24 protein-coding genes and 1 pseudogene are annotated in these 25,361 nt (G+C 38.2%); 1 reads left to right on the top strand and 24 read right to left on the bottom strand.

Annotated elements, in window-relative coordinates:
• Window positions 1-181 precede the first annotated feature (181 nt).
• From lacD to eno, 18 genes are all read right to left on the bottom strand, one after another.
• Complete coding sequence (lacD, locus tag HMPREF1481_RS04050; protein ID WP_016465787.1) at window positions 182-1,162, bottom strand: tagatose-bisphosphate aldolase; 981 nt, start codon at window positions 1,160-1,162, stop codon at window positions 182-184.
• Window position 1,163: 1 nt separating this feature from the next.
• Window positions 1,164-2,093: a tagatose-6-phosphate kinase gene (locus HMPREF1481_RS04045; protein WP_016465786.1), complete on the bottom strand. Its 930-nt coding sequence runs from the start codon at window positions 2,091-2,093 to the stop codon at window positions 1,164-1,166.
• A gap of 10 nt (window positions 2,094-2,103) precedes the next feature.
• Complete coding sequence (gene lacB, locus HMPREF1481_RS04040) at window positions 2,104-2,619, bottom strand: galactose-6-phosphate isomerase subunit LacB (RefSeq protein WP_001216925.1); 516 nt, start codon at window positions 2,617-2,619, stop codon at window positions 2,104-2,106.
• A 29-nt stretch (window positions 2,620-2,648) separates the two neighbouring features.
• Window positions 2,649-3,074, bottom strand: coding sequence for a galactose-6-phosphate isomerase subunit LacA (lacA, locus tag HMPREF1481_RS04035; protein ID WP_006148584.1), 426 nt, complete (start codon window positions 3,072-3,074; stop codon window positions 2,649-2,651).
• 255 nt (window positions 3,075-3,329) lie between these two features.
• A complete protein-coding gene (locus HMPREF1481_RS04030) occupies window positions 3,330-4,223 on the bottom strand; it encodes an aldose 1-epimerase family protein (RefSeq protein ID WP_016465785.1) in 894 nt (297 codons plus the stop codon).
• Window positions 4,224-4,318: 95 nt separating this feature from the next.
• The gene (locus HMPREF1481_RS04025) at window positions 4,319-5,794 is read right to left on the bottom strand and encodes a PTS galactitol transporter subunit IIC (RefSeq protein WP_006151120.1); all 1,476 of its coding nucleotides are present in this window, start codon (window positions 5,792-5,794) and stop codon (window positions 4,319-4,321) included.
• 44 nt (window positions 5,795-5,838) lie between these two features.
• Window positions 5,839-6,144 carry a PTS sugar transporter subunit IIB gene (locus HMPREF1481_RS04020; protein ID WP_000590575.1) on the bottom strand — a complete coding sequence of 102 codons (306 nt, stop codon included), beginning with the start codon at window positions 6,142-6,144 and terminating at the stop codon, window positions 5,839-5,841.
• A gap of 41 nt (window positions 6,145-6,185) precedes the next feature.
• Entirely contained in the window at window positions 6,186-6,662 is a 477-nt protein-coding gene (locus HMPREF1481_RS04015; protein ID WP_016465784.1) for a PTS sugar transporter subunit IIA, read from the bottom strand.
• A 189-nt stretch (window positions 6,663-6,851) separates the two neighbouring features.
• Complete coding sequence (locus tag HMPREF1481_RS04010) at window positions 6,852-7,463, bottom strand: hypothetical protein (protein ID WP_016465783.1); 612 nt, start codon at window positions 7,461-7,463, stop codon at window positions 6,852-6,854.
• A 90-nt stretch (window positions 7,464-7,553) separates the two neighbouring features.
• Entirely contained in the window at window positions 7,554-9,377 is a 1,824-nt protein-coding gene (gene lepA, locus HMPREF1481_RS04005; RefSeq protein ID WP_016465782.1) for a translation elongation factor 4, read from the bottom strand.
• Window positions 9,378-9,455: 78 nt separating this feature from the next.
• Complete coding sequence (locus HMPREF1481_RS04000) at window positions 9,456-10,184, bottom strand: metallophosphoesterase family protein (RefSeq protein ID WP_016465781.1); 729 nt, start codon at window positions 10,182-10,184, stop codon at window positions 9,456-9,458.
• Window positions 10,185-11,852 (bottom strand): DNA repair protein RecN, encoded by a 1,668-nt coding sequence (gene recN, locus HMPREF1481_RS03995; RefSeq protein WP_016465780.1) that lies wholly within the window; start codon window positions 11,850-11,852, stop codon window positions 10,185-10,187.
• Between the two features lie 6 nt (window positions 11,853-11,858).
• Window positions 11,859-12,290, bottom strand: coding sequence for an arginine repressor (locus tag HMPREF1481_RS03990; RefSeq protein ID WP_016465779.1), 432 nt, complete (start codon window positions 12,288-12,290; stop codon window positions 11,859-11,861).
• A complete protein-coding gene (locus HMPREF1481_RS03985) occupies window positions 12,283-13,098 on the bottom strand; it encodes a TlyA family RNA methyltransferase (protein WP_016465778.1) in 816 nt (271 codons plus the stop codon). Before HMPREF1481_RS03985 ends, HMPREF1481_RS03990 begins: the two co-directional genes overlap by 8 nt.
• Window positions 13,091-13,966 carry a polyprenyl synthetase family protein gene (locus tag HMPREF1481_RS03980; protein ID WP_016465777.1) on the bottom strand — a complete coding sequence of 292 codons (876 nt, stop codon included), beginning with the start codon at window positions 13,964-13,966 and terminating at the stop codon, window positions 13,091-13,093. The genes HMPREF1481_RS03985 and HMPREF1481_RS03980 overlap by 8 nt, the downstream gene beginning before the upstream one ends.
• On the bottom strand, window positions 13,963-14,175 hold the full coding sequence (locus HMPREF1481_RS03975; protein ID WP_016465776.1) for an exodeoxyribonuclease VII small subunit: 213 nt from the start codon (window positions 14,173-14,175) through the stop codon (window positions 13,963-13,965). Before HMPREF1481_RS03975 ends, HMPREF1481_RS03980 begins: the two co-directional genes overlap by 4 nt.
• Entirely contained in the window at window positions 14,153-15,493 is a 1,341-nt protein-coding gene (xseA, locus tag HMPREF1481_RS03970; RefSeq protein ID WP_016465775.1) for an exodeoxyribonuclease VII large subunit, read from the bottom strand. Before xseA ends, HMPREF1481_RS03975 begins: the two co-directional genes overlap by 23 nt.
• Window positions 15,494-15,670: 177 nt before the next feature.
• Window positions 15,671-16,975 (bottom strand): surface-displayed alpha-enolase, encoded by a 1,305-nt coding sequence (eno, locus tag HMPREF1481_RS03965; RefSeq protein WP_006151137.1) that lies wholly within the window; start codon window positions 16,973-16,975, stop codon window positions 15,671-15,673.
• Between the two features lie 162 nt (window positions 16,976-17,137).
• Here eno and HMPREF1481_RS03960 point away from each other — a divergent pair, with 162 nt between their 5' ends.
• Window positions 17,138-17,584, top strand: a complete 447-nt coding sequence (locus HMPREF1481_RS03960; RefSeq protein ID WP_016465774.1) for a DUF1694 domain-containing protein — start codon at window positions 17,138-17,140, stop codon at window positions 17,582-17,584.
• On the opposite strand, the pseudogene HMPREF1481_RS10510 reads toward HMPREF1481_RS03960, so the two are convergent.
• The 6 genes and pseudogenes from HMPREF1481_RS10510 to glgB form a co-directional block, all read right to left on the bottom strand.
• Window positions 17,581-18,696, bottom strand: a pseudogene (locus tag HMPREF1481_RS10510) (glycerate kinase). The gene HMPREF1481_RS03960 and the pseudogene HMPREF1481_RS10510 overlap by 4 nt on opposite strands.
• An 18-nt stretch (window positions 18,697-18,714) precedes the next feature.
• Entirely contained in the window at window positions 18,715-19,356 is a 642-nt protein-coding gene (gene serB / locus HMPREF1481_RS03950) for a phosphoserine phosphatase SerB (protein WP_016465772.1), read from the bottom strand.
• Window positions 19,357-19,418: 62 nt separating this feature from the next.
• On the bottom strand, window positions 19,419-20,852 hold the full coding sequence (glgA, locus tag HMPREF1481_RS03945; protein WP_016465771.1) for a glycogen synthase GlgA: 1,434 nt from the start codon (window positions 20,850-20,852) through the stop codon (window positions 19,419-19,421).
• The gene (glgD, locus tag HMPREF1481_RS03940) at window positions 20,849-21,988 is read right to left on the bottom strand and encodes a glucose-1-phosphate adenylyltransferase subunit GlgD (protein ID WP_016465770.1); all 1,140 of its coding nucleotides are present in this window, start codon (window positions 21,986-21,988) and stop codon (window positions 20,849-20,851) included. Before glgD ends, glgA begins: the two co-directional genes overlap by 4 nt.
• Entirely contained in the window at window positions 21,978-23,120 is a 1,143-nt protein-coding gene (locus HMPREF1481_RS03935) for a glucose-1-phosphate adenylyltransferase (protein WP_016465769.1), read from the bottom strand. The genes glgD and HMPREF1481_RS03935 overlap by 11 nt, the downstream gene beginning before the upstream one ends.
• Entirely contained in the window at window positions 23,110-25,038 is a 1,929-nt protein-coding gene (glgB, locus tag HMPREF1481_RS03930; RefSeq protein WP_016465768.1) for a 1,4-alpha-glucan branching protein GlgB, read from the bottom strand. The genes HMPREF1481_RS03935 and glgB overlap by 11 nt, the downstream gene beginning before the upstream one ends.
• Window positions 25,039-25,361: the final 323 nt, after the last annotated feature.

Here is a 25,361-nt window from a genome sequence, read left to right as displayed (position 1 = left end):
AAATGACCACAAATGAACTCAGAAAAATTTTTCTAAGTCATCTGTGATCATGCCTAATATTACTTAGTAACACTCACTCTTATGATTTTGTGATTTAAGTATATCACAAGATTTTGTTTTTGTAAACCTTTTCATCTAACTTTTTTAAATTTAGTAGATTTAAAAGACAAACATAGAGAGTTTATACGCGTTCAGTCCATGAAGTAGCTGTTTTTTGAAGTACTTTATTAAGTTCATCGATGTTTTCAAAACCAGTTGTACGAAGCCATTCGCGTGCCGCTGCTTCACCATCTTTTATGTAAGCCTCAACTGATCCAGCCCATGTTGCACGCCCACAAAGAACACCATTGAAGTTTGCGCCTGATTCGTGGGCAAAGACAAGTGTTTCTTGGAAGAGTTTAGCTGATACACCTGCACTTAAATAGATGTAAGGAAGATTTGTTGCTTCGTCTTGTGCTTTGAAGAATGCTGCTGCTTCTTCACGAGTGTGAACAACCTCTCCTTCAGCAAATCCTTCAACGTATTTAACGTTAACTGGAACTTCCACTTTCAAAACATCAATGTTAAAGCGTGGGACTGAGAAGACTTTCATAGCACCAATAACTTTGTGTGGTTTTACTTTAGCGTATTCAGCAGAACCTGCATCAGCAATTTTTTCATCGTAAGCAAGAATTTCAAGGAAGAATGGAATATCTTCGGCTACACACTCAGAACCAATACGCTCGATGTAGGCTTGTTTTTGTTGGTTGAGTTCGTCAGAGCTATCTACGTCGTAATAAAGCAAGAACTTAACAGCATCTGCACCTTGTTCTTTGATACGTTTTGCAGACCAAACGTCCAAGCAGTCTGGCAAGCGTTTTGTGCTTGTTGTGTCGTATCCAGTTTTTTCATAAGCAAGGAGAAGACCTGCATTTGGATCAAGAGCTTTTGTAGCTGGAAGTCCGTACTCAGGGTCAAGAAGCATTGATGAAGCGTATTTAGTCAATTCATCTGCTACCAAAACTTTGAGTTCTTCCATTTGAGCTACTGTAGGCTCTTCTGTTTGGTATTGAGCCATCAAACGTTTCAAAGCACCACGTTGGTCAAAAGCAAGAGCTGAGATGATTCCATTTTCATCTGAGAGTTTTTTCAAACAAGCACGTTTATTTTCTGTTAAAGTCATTTTATACCTCTTTCACAATTAATTGGTCAAATAAATTTTGATAGTTAGCCATATTGACATGACCAGTCATTTTTTCTTGAGCATTTAGCATACCAAGAACATTCGCCTTAGTCAACAATTCTTGATCAGATTCTTTATGGAAAAGACCTGATGCAATACCTGCTACAGTAGAATCACCAGAACCAACTGGATTTAGTACTTGAATTTTTGGAATATCTACTTTATAGAAAGTATCCCCGTGTTTTGCAAAGGCACCGTTAGCACCTAGAGAAACGACAATCCACTCAATACCTTCAAAAAAAGGTTCTTGTAGAACTTCTTTTAGTTCATCCAGATCTTTAGAAATTTCTCTTCCTAATAGTTGAGATAATTCTTCATTATTTGGTTTGATAACCGTAGGTTTGTGTGGTGATTCAAGAACAGCCTGAAGAGCAGCTCCTGAACAGTCCAAGACAACTGGTTTTCCGGCTTGGTTAGCAAGTTCCACTAAACTAGCATAATAATTAACTGGGAGTCCAGCTGGTAGACTACCTGAAATAGCTACTACTTCTACAGTATTAAGAAGTTCTTTGAAGTAAGCCAAGAAATCTTGTCCTTCTTTTTCTTGAACCTCAGGACCTTTTTCAAGAATTTCAGTTTGATTATCACCATGAAGAATAGCGATACAGTTACGTGTTTCACCTTGGATATAGAAGAAACGCTTGGTGACTTTATCGTCAATATTTTCAACTAGAAAATCACCCAGTTTACCACCAACTAGACCAGTTGCGACTACAGAATCACCAAATTCTGATAGGACGCGTGTAACATTGAGACCTTTACCACCAGCTGTTTTCGTAACATCAACAACACGGTTTACAGTATCAATTTTTAATTCATCCAAAGGATAGGAAATATCAATGGATGGGTTCATTGTGACTGTTAAAATCATAAGTCACCTCTTAGTCGTGGTATTCACCACGATCCCATTTTTCAAGGAACTCTGTAAAGAAGTTGGCATCAGTTTGATGATCGTTATGAGTTTCAACGTGTTGGATTTTAGCGATCAATTTTTTGTTTTCTTCTGATGGTTTGTATTCAGCATTGATGAAAGCTTCAATGATATCACACATGAGCAACTCACCAGTGATTTTACCACCAAATCCGATAACATTGGCATTCAATTGTTCTTTTGCATATAGAGCTGTTGTCATATCTCGAACCAAAGCAGAACGAACACCAGGAACCTTGTTAACAGCATTATTGATACCTACACCAGTACCACAGATACATACACCAAGATCAGCTTGGCCACTAACTACTGCTTCACCAACTTTTTTACCAAAGATAGGGTAGTGGGTACGAGCATGGTCATAAGTACCAAAGTCGATAACTTCATGTCCTTTTGATTTCAAAAATTCTGAAACAGCCATTTTTTCATTTGTTACGATGTGGTCACATCCGATTGCAATTCTCATTTTATCTTACCTTTCTTTCAATATCAAAATTAGCACATTTTGTTCAACATGTCGACCCTGATTTGGTGACGACCGCCGTCGTATTTACCATTTACAAAGCCTTTAGCAATGTTTTTTGCTAATTCATCACCAACAAGTTGAGCACCCATCGTAATCATACGTGAGTTGTTGTGACCGCGAGTCATATAAGCTGAACGTTCATCAGAAACTTCTGCAGCAACCATTCCTTTGATTTTAGTAGCAACCATAAACGGACCTGCACCATAAGCATCAATGACGATACCAAGGTTTTGTTCTTCTTTCTTGACTTCTTCCGCAACTGCTAGAGTTACATCAACAAAGTCTTGACCTTCTGCTGTAACATCCACTACGTGGAAGTTTTCTTTTTCCAAGAAGTCTTTTACAACTTCTTTCAATCTTAAACCTGCAGCATCTGCACCAATAACAATAGCCATATTGTATACTCCTTTTTTTTATAATAGACCAGTAAACTTTTGAATTCAGATAACATCATCCTCAAAAAGCTACCAGTAGTTTTATTGACAATATTTTGTGTTAAGGATGAACAATCATTTTCATTCTTAACAAGTTTTCATTAGAGAAAAACTGGAACAACATTTTGTTTAAACAAACACAAATTGTTCTTTATAAACATAATATACTACTATTGATTGAAAAAGTCAACAATTTGTGTTTGTTTTTGTTTATTTTTATAAAATTTCGATATCGAAACCAATTTTATCAATTTGACCTGGATTTAATATACGAACATCCTTCTTATTTTCGAGTCTATCTCCTTCTTCTATTGAAGTAGACAAACCTGACCATGGTTCCAAGGCAATAAAAGGCCCTTTATTAAGAGTTGACCATACGATTAAATTTGGAAACTCTTTAAAATCTAGTTTCAAACCTTTATCATGTTTTCGTGAACGCAAAGCTACTGTGCGAGATTCCAACTCATCTAATGTCACAGCATCATAGCTAAACAAATCATAATTTAGGTCTAGCTCTTTTTGATTTTTTAACCAAGAACTTCTATCTTTGAAATCTAACATCCCTGTTTCTGGGAAAGGTCTTGGAACGGAGCAAGTTTCAGGCTTCTCAAATTCAAGATAGTAGTCCTCATATACCTCATTATCTAGTAAAGGACAATTAAAACCAGGATGTCCTCCAATAAAGTATGGCATACTCTTTTTAGATTCCTTATTGAATATTTTGTACTCTGTACGAATTTTTTTACCAGTGACTGTATAAGTAATTTCTAAACGGAAATGATAAGGATAATTCTCATACATCTCCTCAGTATCTTCAATAACAAAGGTCACAGAATTTTCTTTTTGCTCTACTAAGTCAAATTCTTTTTTTCGAACTAACCCATGACGTGGAATTTTACCTTTTACTTGACTACCATCTTCTTGATCATACAAGACAGTATCATTTCTAACAGATCCACAGATTGGAAATAAAACAGGTGCTTGACCACTCCAATAAGTTGGATCCCCCTGCCACAAATACTCTACATCATCTTTATCTTTTATAGAGGATAGCGCTCCTCCAAGTGTTTGAAACTCAACACATAATTGATCTGATTTTAATACAATCATAAGTCTTCCCTCTAATTTTCTAAAAAAACTAGGCTGACTGCTCCATAGTGGAAACTGACAACCTAGTTTTTACAATTTACATTTTTAGGAGCAAATTATTTTGCATTTGCTGCATATTCTTCGTTACGTTTAATCATTTGTTTTCTGTACCATGCAAAGATACCAACGTAGAATACAAGGAATACTAATGCGCCAAGGATTGCTTTGATATCACCAGTTGTAGCGTTACCAATTGCCCAACCAAATAGTTTTTCGATTGGTCCTTCAAGAGTTGAGTGAGTAATCAATTGTGATTGGTTCACACCTTCTGGGAAGGCACCTACACCTTTAGCAAGTTCTGTTGCGAATGGTGCAATAAGTGTACCTGAAAGAAGGAAGAGTGGCAACAAGAGAGTTCCGAAGATAATCATACGGAGTAATTTACCACGAGTAACAACCAAGAGAGCTGGAGTCACACCCATTGCAATGATACCAGCAAGTGGCAAGATACCATTTCCGACATTTGAAAGAAGTACTGCTTCAACCAACATGATTGGTGCAAGTACGTTGGCACAAGCCCAAATTTCAGCGCGACCAGCGATGAATGGCCAGTCAAGACCGATGTTGAATTTACGTCCTTGAAGACGTTTAGTAGCAACGTTTGTAATACCTTGTGAAAGTGGTTCTACGGCTGCGATGAACCATGAACCGATAAGAGAGAATAGCTCCAAGCAGACACCGGCAGTCAAACCAAGTGACAACCAACCTTTAATAACAAGTTCCCATTTATCAGCGCCTTCTACACCAGCAACTGGATGTGGAGTTCCCATCAAACCGATAACGATACCAAGGATGAAACCGATGAAGAATTTAGATCCCCAGAAACCGATTTTCTTGTTTAGTTTAGCAGCGTCGAAGTCGTATTTATCAAGACCTGGGAAAAGTTTGTCAAAAATCTTATCCAAAACCATGATAACTGGGTTCATCATGTAGTTCATGTGAGTTGAAGTCATTGGTGATGAACTTGGTGCGTTAAGTAGGTCATCAAATGTAGGTTTCATCAAGTCAGAGTTAATGATTTTAAGAACCCCAACAAGAACAACTGCTGCAGTCGCGATAAAGAGTGAAACTCCTTGGCTAACTCCATTGTTGTCAGCGTACCATTTGATCAAAAGACCTGTGATAGACAAGTGCCAGATATCGAAGATATCAACGTCAAGTGTATCAGTTTTCTTCATTGCAAGCATCACAACGTTGACAATCAACATGATGAGCAAGAAGTAAAGTGTCCAGGCAGAACCCCAAGTGATTGTGGCAAGTGGTGCCCAACCAACGTCGGTGATGTTCAATTGAATACCAGTATTTTCAACGAATTTTGCAAGAGAAGCAGAGAAAGCTCCATTCAGCATACCAATGATAGCACCGATACCAGTAAGTGCGATGGCAAGTTTGATACCACCTTCAAGCGCTTTGGAGAATTTCACTCCAAAGAGTAAAGCCAAGAGTGTCAACACGATCAGCATGATGACTGGTGCACCCATTTCCAAAATAGGTTTAAAGACCTCATTGGCTATGTTAATAATGACGTCCATAATTTTTCCTCCCTTTATTTTTATGGAAACTTACAAAATAATATTTAACTTAATCCGTGTTCTTTGATTGCTGCTTCAATATTGTCATAAACTGGAGCGCTCATAGCAGGAATACGGAACAAGATTGGTCCAGCTTCAACTACTGGGATACCAGGGTCAAAACCTAAGTCAGTTGCAGCGATTGGTGTGAAGATATCATAACCTTTAATCAAGTCTTCATTGACGTCTTTTACCATAACTGCGTCACATTTTACATCGTACCCACGGTTTGAAAGCTCTTCTTCTAGAGCACTTTTAATTTGGTGGCTTGAGTTGACACCTGCACCACATGCAGCAAGAATTTTAATCATTTGGATTTCCTCCGTTTTTTAATTTCTATATATTTATAAATTTAAGCAGTTGCTTCTGAGATATACTGGTACAGAGCTTCTGGATTAGTAAGCTTAGATAGTGCTTCTAGATGACCATTACCTGTAAAGAAGTCCATCAATTGAGCAAGAATATTTGTTTGACTTGAACTTGAATTATTGATGATAAAGAAAAGTAATGATACTTCTACTTCCTTGTCAGGGGCAATCATATTGTGGAATGTTACTGGTTTTGGTAAGCGAACCACAACAACATTTTCAGTTAAATTATGAATCGTATCTGTGTGAGGGATTGCTACGTTTGGCAAGTCCTTCCCTAGAAATTCCATATCTAAACCGGTTGGGAACATTTTTTCACGTTCAATCAAAGCCGATCGATAGGTATCCGTAACAACTTTCTTTTCTTCCAATAGGGTTGCAACTTGATCAAATAGTTGCTCTTGATTATCTGCTTCTAGACAAAAGACTAAGTCTTTGCTGAAGAAATGATCTAATCCCATGACCTTCTCCCTTCATATTTAACTTTTATGATACAAGTATAACACTATATGAAACCGTTGTCAATATTTTTTGTTGTATTTTGTTTGATTTTTATTTTTTTTGTTTGATTGTAAACAATTTTGTTTCATACATTTTCTTTAAAGGTTAAAAAGATATAAAAAAACAGGATAATAATCCTGTTTTTAGATTTAATTCTTCTTCGCTGTCCAACTTTCTTCTACCAACGGAATCATGTCTTTCAATACTTCAGGTGTTCCTTCTAGAGAAACATATCTAAACTTACCATCATCTGATTTAAAGATATAGATAACTAGATATTTTCCGTTTTTAGCAATACAGTTTACCACATAGGCATCATAACCACCAATTTTTGACTTAGAACCCCATACTTTTGAGAAGTCCTTACTCTGTTGTTTGGTTTGATAGATACTAGTAGAAACTTGAACAGTATCGAGAGCAGCATATTCGCTTTCGCTAACACCTAAATGCTCTGGTTTAAAGGTATTTAAAGTTACAATATTGATGTCTGTTCCATCACAGTACTGAATATCATCACCACCCTCAACTTCTGTAAAATGAATCCAAGATTTTGGAACCTTTACAAAACCATAAGCATCTGATCCAATTACCTGGGTATCTTTTATCGTTGATTCGGCTACAGTTGTTGTTTCTTGAGCTGTAGTAGTTTCCTGAACTGTTGTTGTATCTGAGGCTGCTTCTTTCTTAGTTTTTGAAGTATTACAAGCAGCAAGAGTTAAGCAACACACTAAAAGCGTAGATAAGCTGATGATTTTTTTCATAATGCTTCTCCTTTCACCCCTATTTTAATGTATGTAAATAAAAGTGTCAAAAGATAACTGTGATTCATTCTAAAGAATGATAGAAATTAATTATTCTTCATCCATGCTTAAGACGCTAAGGAAAGCTTCTTGAGGAACTTCAACTGAACCAATAGCTTTCATGCGTTTCTTACCAGCTTTTTGTTTTTCGAGAAGTTTGCGTTTACGTGAAACGTCACCACCGTAGCACTTGGCAAGAACGTTCTTACGAAGAGCTTTGATATCTGTACGAGCTACAATCTTGTGTCCAATTGCAGCTTGAATGGGAACTTCAAACTGTTGACGAGGAATGATTTTCTTAAGTTTATCTACGATAAGTTTCCCACGTTCATAAGCAAAATCTTTGTGAACGATAAAGCTGAGGGCATCGACCTTGTCTCCGTTGAGAAGGATATCCATTTTGACCAGTTTAGATGGGCGGTACTCTGACAATTCGTAGTCAAAGCTTGCATAACCACGTGTCGAAGACTTAAGCTTATCAAAGAAGTCAAAGACAATCTCAGCAAGCGGAATTTGATAGATGACATTGACACGATTATCATCAATATAATCCATCGTCACAAAATCACCACGTTTCCGCTGAGCTAGTTCCATTACTGCTCCAACGAATTCTTGTGGTACCATGATTTGTGCCTTTACATATGGTTCTTCAATGGTCGCAATCTTTGTAGGATCAGGAAACTCAGATGGATTCGATACATCCATAGATTCACCATCTGTCTGATTGACCTTGTAGATAACGGATGGTGCAGTCATGATCAGATCAATATTAAACTCGCGCTCCAAACGTTCCTGAATAACATCCATATGAAGTAATCCAAGGAAACCACAACGGAAACCAAAGCCGAGTGCTTGAGAAGTTTCAGGTTCAAACTGCAAACTAGCATCATTGAGTTGCAATTTTTCAAGGGCTTCACGAAGATCGTTATATTTATTTGACTCAATTGGATAGAGACCTGCGAAAACCATCGGATTCATCTGCTTGTATCCAGATAGTGGCTCTGAAGCAGGGTTTGTCGCCAAGGTTACTGTATCACCAACACGGGTGTCCTGAACAGTCTTGATAGATGCTGCAATATATCCAACGTCACCTGTCGCAAGGAAATCTCGTCCCACTGCTTTAGGTGTGAAGATACCAACTTCGGTAACATCAAAGGTTTTACCATTACTCATCAGCTGAATCTTATCGCCTGATTTGACAACTCCATCCATAACACGAACCTGGAGGATAACTCCACGATAAGCATCATATACTGAGTCGAAAATCAAGGCTTTTAACGGTGCTGAAACATCACCCGTTGGGGCTGGTACTTTTTCGACAATTTGCTCGAGAATTTCTTCGATACCGATACCAGCTTTTGCAGAAGCTAATACAGCCTCACTAGCATCTAGACCAATGACGTCTTCAATTTCTGTACGCACGCGCTCTGGATCTGCTGCAGGCAAATCAATCTTATTGATAACTGGAAGGATTTCTAAATCATTATCCAAGGCAAGGTAAACGTTAGCTAGTGTTTGAGCCTCAATCCCTTGTGCAGCATCGACTACCAAGATAGCACCCTCACAGGCAGCAAGGGAACGTGAAACTTCATAGGTAAAGTCCACGTGTCCTGGTGTGTCAATCAAGTGGAAAATATAAGTCTCGCCATCTTTTGCAGTATAATTCAACTCAATAGCATTGAGTTTAATGGTAATCCCACGTTCACGTTCAAGGTCCATACTATCTAATAGTTGGGCCTGCATTTCACGGCTAGAAACTGTTTCTGTCTTCTCTAAAATACGGTCTGCTAGCGTTGATTTCCCGTGGTCAATATGGGCAATAATAGAGAAGTTACGAATCTTCTCCTGTCGTTTTTTCAAGTCTTCTACGTTCATGATTCTCTTCCTTTCAGGGTATCTATTAATTATAAAATGTTTTTAATATTTTGACAAGACCATACCCTGCTAGGAGTACTAATCTTCGGCAACAAAGCCATCATTTTCGATGAAATAGCGGTCAGTCATACCTTGGTCAGTAAAGACAATACCGTGAAGGACACCGCCGTAAACAGCTCCTCCATCCATTCCAATCTTACCGTCTTCTGTAATCCAAAGTTCCGCTGTACCGCGTTCTTGATTCAGTAAACCATAGACTGGTGTATGTCCAAAGACAATCGTTTTACCAGTATGATTAGGTGCTTCATGGAATGGTTTTCTGAGCCAAACTTTCTTGTAATCTGTAGTATCATGCCAGTCATCCAAAGTCAAATCAATACCAGCATGAACAAAGATATATTTATCTGTTTCAATCACAAAAGGCATCTGACGGATAAACTCCACTAAGTCAGTTGCTTCAGTTTCAACACGCTTAGCGTCTGCTACACCATCTACTGGTGCATCCAAGGGACGACCTAGAATAGAGTTAATAGTTGTATCCCCACCATTACGACGATAGTGGTCATAGCTTTCTTCAGGGTTATCCAACCAAGTTAAAAACATATACTCATGGTTCCCTGACAAGCAAATAGCTCCCTGATTGTCGACCAAGTCTTTGACCATTTCTAGAACTCGGCGACTATCTTCACCTCTATCAATCAAATCTCCAAGAAATAGTAATTGAGTCTTACCATCCCATGTTTTTAGAAGGTCCTCAAGCATACCTGCTTTTCCATGAACATCTCCAATAACATAATAGTCTGTCATTTATTTCTCCTTACTTTGCAATAATTCTCTCGCTTGACTAAGTGCTGCTTCAGTTACATTTTCACCTGCCAACATCTTAGCAACTTCTTCCACTCTTTCATCAACTGTCAACAGGCGAACGGTTGAAACAGTTGAATGCTCATTGCTAATCTTTTCAATAAAGAACTGATAATCTGCGATTGCAATGACTTGAGGAAGGTGAGAAATAGCCAATACTTGTCCGTTCTGACCAATTTTATGAATCTTTTGAGCGATTGCTTGAGCTACACGACCTGAAACTCCTGTGTCTACCTCATCAAATACAATGCTAGTCTTACCTTCCTTAAGAGAAAAGGCAGACTTAATAGCCAACATCAAACGAGATAACTCACCACCAGAAGCTACTTTTACTAATGGTTTAAAATCTTCTCCAGGGTTGGTTGAAATATAAAATTCAACACTCTCATTCCCTTCACGACTAAATTTTCCTTTAGTAAACTGAACCTGAAATCGAGCCTTGTCCATATAAAGGTCTTTAAGCTCTTGTTGAATCTCAATTTCTAATTGTTGAGCTAAGTTGTGGCGAGCAGATGCAAGTTTACTTGCTAAATCAACCAGACTTACTTCTAAGTGCTTGAGTTCTGCTTCCATATCTTCTGAAGAAAGATTATTACCAGTAAGTAAATTGTATTCTTCAGTTATTTTTGCAAAGTACAACAAGACATCATCGACATTTCCGCCATATTTACGTGTAATGGCATGTATGAGATCTAAACGACTCTCAATCTGCATCAAGCGATTGCCGTCAAAATCTAAATCTTCTATAATATCCTCTAAACGTTTGGTGACATCTTCTAATACATAATAAGACTCTGATAGAGAGGTTGATATTTCACGGTATTCTGCATCAAACTCTTCTAAACTTTCCATGTCATTCATAGCAGAACGCACGTTAGCCAGGCTTGAAAATTCTTCATTATCTAGCATGGTGTAAGCATTAGTCAGCGTATCAGCAATATTTTTATGATTCAAAAGTTTATCGCGTTCTTGATTGAGTTTGAGGTCTTCACCTGGCTGTAATGCTGCAGATTCAATCTCTGCCATTTGAAATTCCAACATCTCAATACGAGCCTTATGTTCTTCTTGGTTTTTCTTAATCTCAAGAAGTTGCTTGCGCATTAGACGGTAGGTATCAAAGTTGGTCTGATAAGATTGCTTCAGTTCAAGGAAATCTGAATCACCAAACTCATCCAGCATCTGAATATGTAATTGTGGACGCATCAACTCTTCTTGGTCATGCTGACCATGAATGTCGACTAGATGTTGTCCTATTGCGCGTAGAACAGAAAGATTAACCATCTGTCCATTAACTCGACTAACACTGCGCCCGTTTTGTAAAATTTCACGACGAATGATGATTTCATCACCTAAATCGATACCTTGCTCATCAAAAATCTCTTGAAGGGGGAGACTATTTTCGATTGAGAAAAGACCTTCGATTTCTGCTTTAGGTGCACCATGACGAATGACATCTGTTGTTGCTCTTGCTCCCAGCATCATGTTCATAGCATCGATGATGATAGACTTCCCGGCACCAGTTTCCCCAGTCAGAACTGTCATTCCCTTCTCAAAATTAAGTGAAATAGCCTCAATGATGGCAAAGTTTTTAATTGAAATTTCAAGTAACATAAGGTCCTACCACTTTTTAACTTGTTCAACAATTTCTACAGCTGCTTCTTCAGTTCGCGCTACAATTAAAATGGAATTATCATCTGCTAAACAGCTAAAAATCTTATCTGAAAATGTTTGAGTTAATTGACTTTTAACAAAAATTGAATTTCCAGGAATGACATCCAAATTGATGAAATTTCCCATTCTCTCAAAGCTTTCAATATTATTTTCGGCCAACTGTAAACTTTTGACTACTGACTTTGGCAATTCATAGACATAAGTATTGTCTTTCAATGGAATTTTCACAATCCCTAGTTCTTTGATATCTCGTGAAACAGTTGCTTGAGTAGCAGTGATTCCTGCTTCTTTTAAATGCTCAACGATTTCTTCCTGAGTACCGATTTGATAATCAGTCACAAATCTTCTAATCTTCTCAAGTCTCTCTTTTTTATTCATCTTTAAACTCTCTATGTGCTTTTTCTACTAGTAGTTCTATTTCAGAAACCACCTGATTGCTTGCGTGTTCTTCCTTACGTAAATAAGCAAGAAACTCAATATTACCATGACCACCTTGTATAGGTGAAAAATCCAATCCTAAGACGGAAAATCCTTCTGTGACCGCCATTTCTGTTACCGATTCTAAAACATTTTTGTGAACCTTAGCATCTCTAATAATCCCATTTTTCCCAATTTGTTCTCGACCAGATTCGAACTGTGGTTTTATGAGGGCAACAACTTGTCCTTGATCAGCTAAGACTCTATGTAGAGCTGGAAGGATAAGACTCAATGATATAAAACTCACGTCGATACTTGCAAAACTAGGTTCTTGTTCAAAATCAGTCTTTTCAGCATAACGAAAATTAAACTGCTCCATGCTAACAACACGAGAGTCTTGGCGTAATTTCCAAGCAAGCTGATTGGTCCCGACATCAACTGCATAAACTAATTTTGCTCCATTTTGAAGCATGACATCCGTAAAGCCTCCTGTTGAAGCTCCAATATCAATGGTCGTTTTGCCTTCAACTGATATATCAAACTTCTCTAGGGCTTTCTCAAGTTTCAAACCTCCTCGGCTCACATACTTAAGCTTCTCACCCTTGAGTTTCAATTCAGTATCATCTGGAATTTTTTCTCCCGGCTTATCGAAACGTTCACCATTTAGAACCGCAACAACCAAACCAGCCATAACGCCACGCTTAGCTTGTTCTCTCGTTTCAAATAAACCTTGTTTGTAGGCAAGTACATCTACTCTTTCCTTAGCCATTGATTCTCAAACTTTCTACTATTTTTACAATTGGTTCCTTATCAAAGGTGACTAACTGACTAATCTCTTCCAGTTTTGCATTAGCCTGATTCAAAGTTTGGTTACAAAATACTTTTGCTCCATCTAATCCTAACAAAGCAGGATAGGTCGATTTCTCAGCTTGCAAATCTTTCTGGGGTGTTTTACCAATTTCTTCAAAGCTAGCTGTAACATCAAGAATATCATCTCTCACTTGAAAGGCAAGACCAATCAACTCTCCAACAATTTTAAGAGCTGTTTGAATAGTTGTATCCAATCCAGCGATGATTCCTGCCGCATGAAAAGGAAAGGCTAAGAGTTTACCAGTCTTATTAGCATGGATAGTCCGAAGTTCCTCTAAATTCAAGTGTTTTCCTTCGCCTTCCATATCTAAGACTTGCCCAGCTACCATTCCCATACTTCCAGATGCAAGTGACAAAGAAGCTATTATATCTACCTTAATTTCGTTTGGCAAATCTGCCTGCGCTATCAAAGCATAAGGATCTAAAAAGAGGGCATCTCCTGCTAAAATTGCTAGTGCTTCACCAAACTTCTTATGGTTGGTTAAACGACCACGACGAAAATCATCATCATCCATAGCAGGAAGATCATCATGAATCAAACTACCTGTGTGAATCATTTCGAGGGCTGCTGCAACTTGAGCATGAGCTGGTGTGATAGATACTTGTAAAGATTCCAAAACTTCTAAAAGTAGATAAGGACGAATTCGTTTACCACCAGCATGAATAGAATAAAGAACAGCTTCTCTAAGATTTGAAGCTATTTGTTGCTCACCATAAAACTCCTCAAGCGCTGACTCAACCAAGTCTAGTTTTTCTTGCTTGTTCATACGAGTTCGCTCTCTGTTCCATCTTCTTGCATGACTTTAACTAATGTCTTTTCTGCTTTATCAAGTGTTGCTTGCAATTCCTTTGATAAGACCATTCCTTTTTGAAAAGCTGCAATGGCATCTTCTAAAGCAATTTCTCCATTTTCTAAGCTCTGAACAATAGTCTCAAGTTCTGCTAAATTTTCCTCAAATTTCTTCTGTTTTGACATCTTTAACCTCTAATTCTACCTGACCATCTCGCATCATTAACGTTACTTGATCAGTTTTCTTCAAATCTTTTGCTGACGATACTACGGCATCCTCTTTTTTCACAATCGCATAACCTCTGGCTACGATACGACTAGTATCTAACATGAGTAGCGCTTCTGACAAACGTTTGACTTCGGAGACCTTGGCATCATAAACTACTGCCATCTGACTACGAAGTAACTTTTCAAATTGGAGTAGACGGTCCTGATAACGATGAACCTTATTGATTGGTGATAACTGCTCTAGACGATGAACTTGTTCCAAGACTTTTTGTTGTTGTCTGACAAGTTCTGTATTAATACTTTGTTTGAGACGTAATTGTAACTGATCCAATCGTTGTAAATAACCATCATATAAGCGTTCAGGTTGCCTGAAAATAACGGATTGACTTAGTACTTTTAATGCTTTTTCTTTCTTAGATAAAGTGTTTTGTACAGCTGTAGCCATACGTCTCTCTTGATTCTTCAGATAAGTCAAAAGATCTAACTTAGTAACAGGAGTCGCTAGTTCTGCTGCAGCTGTGGGTGTTGCCGCTCTCTTATCAGCCACAAAGTCTGATAAGGTTACATCTGTTTCATGCCCTACACTTGAAATAACAGGTAGGCGTGATTCAAAAATAGCGCGGACAACAATTTCTTCGTTAAAGGCCCAAAGATCCTCAATCGATCCACCTCCGCGCCCAATAATCAGAACATCTAAGTCGTCACGTTCATTAGCTTTAGCAATGTTGCGGGCAATCTCCTCTGCCGCTCCTTCACCTTGAACCTTGGTAGGATATAAGACAATTTCCACACCAGGAAAGCGTCTGCTTACGGTTGTAATGATATCCTGGATAACAGCTCCACTACGACTTGTCACTACCCCGATACGGTTTGCAAACTGAGGAATCACTTGCTTAAAGCGGTCTTGAAAAAGTCCTTCCTCTGAAAGCTTCTTTTTCAGTTGTTCAAACTGAAGGGCAAGTGCGCCGACACCATCCGGCTCTGCCTTTTCAATAATAATTGAATAACTTCCACTTGGTTCATAGACTTGAACTCGGCCGACTACATTAATCTTCATGCCTTCTTCCAAGTCGAACCCAAGTTTCTGATAGATACCAGACCATATGGTTGCTTGGATAACAGCACGATCATCTTTTAGAGAAAAGTATTGGTGAGTTGGACGTTTTCGAAAGTTAGAAACCTGACCAGTTAAATAGACCCTCTCCAAGTATGGGTCTTTATCGAATTTCATTTTCAAATACTTGGTCAAAGTTGTTACCGATAAATACTTTTCCATCTCAACCTCCTTCTTTCTCTAGTTTTTCCTGGGTATTATTATACCAAAAAAACGTTTAAAAATCTCTTTTTTCATCTCTAGAATACGAAAACGAGACTGAATTTCTTTGACCTTGTCTTATAATATACAAAAGCCCTTGGAAAACTCCAAGGGCTTCTATTAGTTCACTGAACTATTTTATTTTTTAAGGTTGTAGAATGATTTCAATCCACGGTATTCAGCTACTTCACCAAGTTGATCTTCGATACGAAGCAATTGGTTGTATTTAGCGATACGGTCAGTACGTGAAAGTGAACCAGTCTTGATTTGTCCTGCGTTTGTTGCAACTGCGATGTCAGCGATTGTTGAATCTTCAGTTTCACCTGAACGGTGTGATACAACTGCAGTGTAACCAGCTTCTTTCGCCATTTCGATAGCGTCGAATGTTTCAGTCAAAGTACCGATTTGGTTAACTTTGATAAGGATTGAGTTAGCAGCACCTTCTGCGATACCTTTTTCAAGGTATGAAGTGTTTGTTACGAAGAAGTCGTCACCAACCAATTGAACTTTACCGCCAAGACGTTCAGTAAGAGCTTTCCAACCGTCCCAGTCGTTTTCGTCCATACCATCTTCGATAGTGATGATTGGGTATTTGTTTACCAATTCTTCAAGGTAGTCGATTTGTTCTGCAGCAGTACGTACAGCAGCTCCTTCACCTTCGAATTTAGTGTAGTCGTATACTTGACGTTCTTTATCGTAGAATTCTGATGATGCACAGTCAAATCCGATAAATACGTCTTTACCTGGAACATAACCAGCAGCTTCGATAGCAGCAAGGATAGTTTCAACACCATCTTCAGTTCCTTCGAAACGAGGAGCGAATCCACCTTCGTCACCTACGGCTGTTTCAAGACCACGAGATTTAAGGATTTTCTTAAGAGCGTGGAAGATTTCAGCACCCCAACGAAGAGCTTCTTTGAATGTAGGTGCACCAGCAGGTACGATCATGAATTCTTGGAAAGCGATTGGAGCATCTGAGTGAGAACCACCATTAATGATGTTCATCATTGGAGTTGGAAGAACTTTAGTGTTAAATCCACCAAGGTAGCTGTAAAGTGGGATTTCAAGGTAGTCAGCAGCAGCGCGCGCTACAGCGATAGACACACCAAGGATTGCGTTAGCACCCAATTTACCTTTGTTAGGAGTACCGTCAAGTGCGATCATAGCACGGTCGATAGCTTGTTGGTCACGTACATCGTAGCCGATGATTGCTTCAGCGATGATGTTGTTTACGTTGTCAACAGCTTTTTGTGTACCAAGACCACCGTAACGAGATTTGTCACCATCACGAAGTTCAACTGCTTCGTGTTCACCAGTAGAAGCTCCTGATGGAACCATACCACGTCCGAAAGCACCTGATTCAGTGTAAACTTCTACTTCAAGTGTTGGGTTACCGCGTGAGTCTAGGACTTCGCGAGCGTAAACATCAGTAATAATTGACATTTTTTACTCTCCTTTGAGTTAAATTTTTTACACCTCTATGATACCTTAAAAAGAGTCCTTTTTCAAGAAAAAACGTTATCTTTGTGCAAATTTTCCTTAAGTTGATAAAGTAATCGCTTTCTTTTCCCTTTTATCTTGAGACTTTTGTGATATACTATATTTATGACCGATCTATCTAAACAAATCCTAGAAAAGGCCAATGGTGGTCTTAAATTAAATCCTGATGAACAAAGACGTTTTCTCGGAACATTTGAAGAACGTGTCCTTGGATACGCGGACCTTGAAACAGCCGATGATGATAAATTTCAAAAAGGATTTTTAACAATTTTAGAAACCTTTAAAAAAGAGACTGAACCTCTATTTGTCAAAATTTCTCCTCAGGTTGAATTTGACAAACAAGTCTTTTATCTAAAACAAGCCAAAGAAGCTGAATGTCAAGCAACCATCGTTTCCGAAGACCACAACTCTTCTCCTTTTGGTCTCATTATCCATAGCGATGCTCCCGTTCAAACAAGTGAAAAAGACCTCAAAAAGGCCTTTTCAGACTTGTGGCAGGAAAAAGAGATGAAAAAAGCTCCGACTTCTCTCTGGAAAAAATGGTTTGGTTAACTCTTTTTCAATGATAAGATTTGACCGATATTTGTTGCAGTATTTTCTAAATAAGTTACTGCATTTTTTAAACTATCTTCTAATGGTTCGCTTTTTTCTAGTATAGAAAAAGCAGCGATAATATTCTCAAATGGTAAAGGAGGTAAGTCCTCTGCCAAACTCCCACAAATAGCAATAACCGGAACACCATTTGGTGTTCTTTTTGCTACTCATATTGGAGCCTTACCAGCAAAACTTTGAGCGTCCAATCTACCTTCACCAACAATAACGAGATCTGCATCTGCGACCTGTTCATCGAAGTTTATCAAATCCAAACAAGTTTGTATTCCAGAAACAATCTCTGCATCAGCAAAGACACACAAACCTGCAGCAATCCCACCACCAGCACCACTACCTTCTAATTTTAAAATTTCAGGTGCAACTTTGTGGTAAAAGTTTTCAATAGCAATATCAACATCTTGGAATTTAGCAGGGTTTAATCCTTTTTGTTTTCCGAATGTATAGGTGGCGCCATGAGGTCCACATAGGGGATTGGTTACATCCGCTAAAATTTTGATATGGATATCATCTGGAATGAGACTAACATGACTATCCAAAATCTCACTGACTTTAAACAAGGATTGGCCACAAACTTTCAGTTCAATTCCATTTTCATCATAAAATTTATATCCGAGACCTGCAGCAATTCCAAGTCCCCCATCGTTACTGGCTGTTCCACCGACACCGATGTAGATATTTTTTATACCTTGCTCTATTAAATGTAGAATTAGCTGTCCAATTCCCTTTGTTTGAATCTCTAGTGGATTTCGTTTTTCATAAGGTATCTTAGCAAGGCCTACCAAATCAGCAACTTCAAATAGAGCTAGTTGACCTTTTTGAAAATAGGGCATTTGTACCTCATCACCAAAAGGTCCAGTTACCTGGACTGTTTTCTCTTCCAAACCTAGAGAATTTTTTATAGCAGCAACGGTTCCTTCTCCTCCATCGCCTACAGGCAAAAGTACACATTCCGAATCAGGTAGTGCCTTTTTAAAGCCTCGTTTAATAGCTTCAGCCACTTGGTTTGCAGGTAGACTCTCCTTGAAGGAGTCAGGTGCTATAACAATTTTCATTTTGATTCCTCTTTCTATCTAAAAGAAATCTATCATTTCCAAAACTTTCCCAAAATCTCTCTCATCTACCTGAAGATTTATTTCCTTTTTCACAATATCCCTGGCACAAAAGGCTATACCAAGTCCTGCAATTTTAAGCATTTTTAAGTCATTAGCTCCATCACCGATAGCTATCGTTCTCTCGAAAGGTACCTCTAACTCTTTAGCCCAACTGACCAATGTTTCTTCTTTAACTTCTCTGCTTATAACAGGATCAATTAGATTACCAGTTAAATGTCCATCACTAATCTCAAGTTGATTTGCCACAAACAATGGAATTCCAAATTCTTTAGCTAACTTTTCAACGATGATAGTAAATCCACCTGAAACCAAACCAATTTCTATCTGATTTTCTTGTAAAATTTTAATAAATTGTGAAGCATTTTTACTTAAGTGTAATTCCGAGTATATCTTGTCAAAAACATCTGTAGAAATTCCTTTTAAAAGAGAGACACGTTTTTTTAAACTTGATTCAAAGTCTAATTCCCCTCTCATCGCTTGAGATGTTATCTGAGCTACTTCTTTTTCACAACCCGCCTCTTTGCCTAATAAATCAATGACTTCTTCTTCTATCAGTGTCCCATCAACATCAAGGACACAGAGACCTTTAACTTTATTCATCTATTTCCCATACTTTCATTATCTCAAAAAATCGTATGAAAACTTCATACGATTTTAACTATTTAGTTTGCTAAACTGTGATATAAATCTAGGTAAGACTGACAAGCTGTATCCCAAGAGAAATCACTCTCCATCGCTTGAACTTGAAGTTTCTTCCAAACAGCTGGATGATTATAATAAACATCCAAAGCAGTTTCTAGAGCCCAGTTAAGCCAGTATGATGTCAAGTTGTCAAAACTAAATCCTGTACCTGTTCCTTCAATTGGGTTGAACGGTTGAACAGTATCTCTCAAGCCCCCTACCTCATGAACAAGAGGCAATGTCCCATAGCGCATAGCCATCATTTGAGATAGTCCACAAGGTTCAAAACGACTTGGCATAAGGAAAATATCACTTGCTGCATAAATCTCTTGTGCAAGTTTCACATCAAAAGTAATATTAGCAGATAATTTGTCTGGGAATACTTGACCAAACCATGAGAAAGCTTCTTCGAAACCAGGGTCACCTGTACCTAATAGAACGATTTGAACATCTTCTTGAAGCATGCGATGAAGACCTTCAACGACGACATCAAAACCTTTCTGTCTTGTCAAACGTGACACTATACCAATCATTGGAACATCAGGTCTTACAGGAAGACCTAGCTTCTCTTGCAATTTAGCTTTGTTCTGAGTTTTTCCTGACAGATCAGATTTGTTAAAATGGTAATCCAATAAAGGATCCGTCTCAGGATTGTAAAGATCAGTGTCTATCCCGTTCACAATACCAGAAACCTTACCAGATTCCATTCTAAGAATCTGATCCAAACCACATCCAAACTCTGGTGTCATAATTTCATGAGCATAGCTTGGTGATACAGTTGAAACACGATCGGCATAAAGAATACCAGCCTTCATCCAGTTAAGGCAATCATTCCAACGAACAGTACCATCCGCATAGCGCTCAAAACCAACTCGGAACAAATCCCAAAGCATACCCTCGGAGAACTGACCTTGGAATTCCAAATTATGGATGGTTAAGATGGTTTTAATATTCTGGTAAGCTTGAATCCATCTGTATTTTTCCTTCAACAAGAAAGGAATCATTGCTGTATGGTAATCATGGGCATGGAGAACGTCAGGGATGAATCCAATACGTTCCATAGCTTCTAGGGCTGCAAGTTGGAAGAAGGCAAAGCGCTCACCATCATCAAAATCACCGTAAACGTGACCACGGAAGAAATAATATTGATTGTCAATAAAATAGAAAGTAACACCATTTAAAACAGTCTTCTTAATGCCACAAAATTGTCTACGCCAACCAACATATACTTCAAATTGAAGAACGTCTTCAATCTGATCACCGAACTTAGCTTCTACCATGTCGTAGTAGGGTAAGATAACAGCAACTTCTTGACCTGCTTTTACTAATGATTTTGGAAGAGCTCCGATAACATCTCCTAAGCCACCTGTTTTTGAAAAGGGTGCACCTTCTGCTGCTACAAATAAAATTTTCATGAAAGAATATCCTCTGTTACTTTTTCGCCTTTTTTGATGACAACAGGATTTTCTGCTGTACCTCGAACGACAACTCCCTCGGCTATTTCAGCACCTTTATCTACAATTGCATACTCAACCTGTGCACCTTCTCCAACGACAACGCGAGGGAAAATAAGAGATTCTTTAACTAAACTATTTTTGTGAATTTGAACATTACGTGAAATAACAGATTTAATCACTTCACCTTCAATGATACTACCAGAAGCAAATTGAGATGTGTTCACTTTTGAACCTGATGCATAGTAAGTAGGTTCTTCGTTTTTAACTTTAGTGTGAATCTTTTGATTTGGCGAGAACAAAGAGTAGAATTTATGCTGATCAAGCATATCTAAATTAGCTTGGTAATATGTTTCTACTGAATGAATATTGGCTAGGTATCCTGTGTATTCATATGCAAAAGCACCTTCTTTTGCTGCCAAATCACGAAGAACATAACGTAATTTTTCTGGATATTCTTTTTGAGCTTCTTCTTCCAAACGTTTAATCAACCATTGAGTGTCTACAACAAAGATATCTGTTGACATATTGTAAAAATCTTGATTTGATTTTTTATCAAAGAGTTTGTGAGAAGCCACATGGTCAGTTTCGTCGATATCAAGTATTGCATTTACTTCTGAAATGTCCTTCTTAGGCAATTTCTTATAAACAACTGTAATTGGTGATTTTGTCGTATTATGCAAATGGAAAACTTGATTGAGATCGATATTCACTAAAACATCACAGTTCAAGGAAACTGTTTGGTCTGAGCCTGAACGTTTTAAGTAAGTCAAAAGTTGTTGATAGTATTCTTTACCGACCGTGCTACTTTCTACACGTGTATTGTAAATACCTAAATAGTAGTGACTAAGTAGTGTATTCAAGCCCCACTCACGACCTGAACGAATGTGGTCGAAAACTGAGCTGATATTATCTTGTTGGAAGATTCCAAAGACACTACGAACACCAGCATTTGCTAAACTTGAGAGTGGGAAGTCAATCAAGCGATACTTTCCTCCGAATGGCAAACTCGCCACAGGACGATTACTCGTCAAAGTTGACATATCATGAAAACCAACAGTGTTTCCTAAAATCGCTGAATATTTATCAATCTTCATCTGTTGCTACCCCCACTACTTCGTTATATCCGACTACTTCTACTTCTTCAGTTCCATCAATTTCTACACCATCAGCAATGATAGCACCTTCACCAATAATGGCACGTTTAATCTTAGCACCTTTTCCGACTACTGCTCCACTCATGATGACAGAATCAACAACTTCTGCTCCTTCACGAACTTGTGCTGCTGTAGATAAAATAGAGTGCTTCACAGTACCATCCACATAACATCCATCTACTACGAGAGAATCTTCTACATGAGCATGTTCTCCAATAAAGTTTGGTGGAGAGATTAGGTTACGAGAATAGATTTTCCATTGACGATTACGACTATCTAGAGCGTTGTCTGGAGAGATATATTCCATATTTGCTTCCCAAAGCGATTCAATGGTACCGACATCCTTCCAGTATCCACTAAATTCATAGGCATAAACACTTTCTCCAGACTCTAGGTAGTTAGGAATAACATTCTTACCAAAGTCTGACATGTCAATATTATTCTTTTCAGCTGCAACGAGCATATTGCGCAGACGTTTCCAATCGAAAATATAAATCCCCATTGATGCCTTAGTTGATTTTGGTTGGGCAGGCTTTTCTTCGAATTCAACAATACGATTATTAGCATCTGTATTCATGATACCAAAACGGCTAGCTTCTTTAAGCGGAACATCCAAGACCGCTACTGTCAAACTGGCATTATTGTCCTTGTGTGATTGGAGCATATCATCATAGTCCATCTTGTAGATATGGTCACCTGAAAGAATCAAAACATACTCGGGATTAATGCTATCGATATAGTCGATATTTTGGTAAATCGCGTGACTCGTACCTTCAAACCAACGATTTCCTTCACTTGCAGAGTATGGTTGAAGGATAGAAACACCTGAATCAATTACATCTAGACCCCAGCTCGAACCGTTCCCAATGTGATTGTTAAGAGCAAGAGGTTGATACTGTGTGATAACCCCAACATTGTGGATACCAGAGTTGGCACAGTTAGAAAGAGCAAAGTCAATGATACGGTAGCGCCCACCAAATTGCACAGCTGGTTTTGCAATGATTTGAGTAAGTTTACCGAGACGAGTTCCTTGCCCACCAGCAAGGATTAAAGCTAGCATTTCATTCTTCATTTTCTACTCCTTTTTGAGTTTTATTAGCGATTTTTTTAGCAGGTTTTATGCGACGTTTGATTTTCCAAATACTTGCCCCCATAGCTGGCAAGGTAAATGTCAAAGTCTGTTCATAATCCTTCCACAATCCTTCTTGAGTTTGAACTGTTTGGTTGTGCTCTTTCCAAACACCACCCCATTGTTCTAACTCTGTATTCCAAATTTCTTCGTATACGCCTGCAACCGGAAGACCAATTGTGAATTCAGGACGTTCTACAGGTGCCATATTGAAGACACAGACTAGCATCTCGCCTTTCTTTCCTTTACGGATAAAGGAAAGAACACTCTGATCTCTGTTATCCGCATCAATGATTTCAATACCATCGTAACTTGTATCAATTTCCCAAAGACAACGGTGATCTTTATAAAGCTGATTCAACTGAGATGTGAAGTATTTCATCTTGGCATTCATTGAATCTTCGAGGTTTGACCATTCTAATTGCTCTTCTGATTTCCACTCTAAGAATTGACCAAATTCACTACCCATAAAGAGCAATTTCTTACCAGGGTGACAGATTTGATAAGTGTAGAGATTTCTCAGTCCTGCAAATTGATTGTAACGGTCTCCCCACATCTTATGCATCATACTCTTCTTACCATGGACAACTTCATCGTGTGAGAATGGCAAGAGGTAATTTTCATTAAAGATGTACATAAAGCTGAAGGTAACAAGGTTAAAGTCATACTTGCGGTAAATTGGATCTTCCTCGTAGAAACGTAAGATATCATTCATCCATCCCATGTTCCACTTGTAGTCAAATCCAAGACCACCCATCTCCTTCATCCCAGTAATCTTAGTGCCAGAAGAAGATTCTTCAGCAATCATCATGACATCTGGGTGAGCTAGCTTGATAACGGTATTCAAACGTTGTAGGAAATAATAACCTTCATAGTTGAGATTGCCCCCGTCTTTATTTGGAGTCCAAGGTGCATTATCGTAATCAAGATAAAGGATATTACTTACAGCATCGACACGGATACCATCCAAATGATAGAAATCAATCCAGAACTTAATGCTTGAAATCAAGAAAGACTGAACTTCATTTTTACCTAAATCAAAGTTTAATGCACCCCAACCATAGTTATGAGCTTTGTTATGGTCTTGATATTCAAAAGTTGGTGTTCCGTCATAATAAGCTAGAGCATCATCATTGATAGTGAAATGACCTGGAACCCAGTCTACGATAACACCTATATTATTTAAATGACACTCCTCGACAAAGTCCTGAAACTCCTCTGGACTACCATAAGAATGCTCTAAAGCAAAGTAACCCATGAGTTGATAACCCCAACTTAAACCAAGCGGATGAGCCATCAAGGGCATAAACTCAATGTGCGTGTAATTCATCTCAACTAGGTAAGGGATTAACTCTTCTTTTAATTGAGCAAAACTGTATGGTGTTCCATCAGGATTTCTCTTCCAAGAGCCTGCATGAGCCTCGTAGATATTAACAGGTCTTTCAAAGAATCCCAAACGTTTTCTTCGAGCTAGCCAAAGCCCATCTTTCCATTTTTTCTCAGAAATTTCTGTTAGAACAGCGCCTGTCCCAGGTCGGGCCTCATAGCGTACAGCTAGAGGATCAATCTTCATCAACTGATGACCGTTAGCACGTGTGATATGATATTTATAAATCTGACCTTCTTGGGCTAAAGTTGTAAAAACTTCCCAAACTCCAGATTCATTTCGAACCATAGGGATTTGATTTTCAACCCAATTCGTGAAATCACCAACTAGATGAACAACTTGCGCATTTGGAGCCCAAACACGGAATGTGTATCCCCATTCCCCGTCTTTCTCCTCACGATGTGCGCCCAAATAGTGTTGAAGATGGAAATTTTCGCCTGTAGTAAAAGTTCTTAAAGCTTCTAATGTATCCATAAATCCCCCTTTATATTGTAAGCGTTTTCTATATTTGTATTATACTATCTTTTTAGAAAAGTTTCAACCAATTTCCGAATTATCATAAATATTTTTTAGAAAATCTACAGATTATTATCTTGACATTTCTAAAATTTTCAGTATTTATCGATATCCTTACATGATCATAGCCTCTATACATCAAATTACTTACAATATTTTATTCAATCTTTATTTAACAAAATGGATGCTTTAAAAACCTAACGTTGTTTTCAAATATTTTTCATTTTGTTCGGATAAAGTATTTTGAATACAATTTTATCAAATTTTCTGAAATTTTCAAC

Origin of the sequence: Streptococcus sp. HPH0090, assembly GCF_000411475.1 — a bacterium.
GTDB lineage: Bacteria > Bacillota > Bacilli > Lactobacillales > Streptococcaceae > Streptococcus.
Note: the sequence above shows the minus strand (reverse complement) of the source record. Positions and strands in the feature narration are given on the sequence as shown.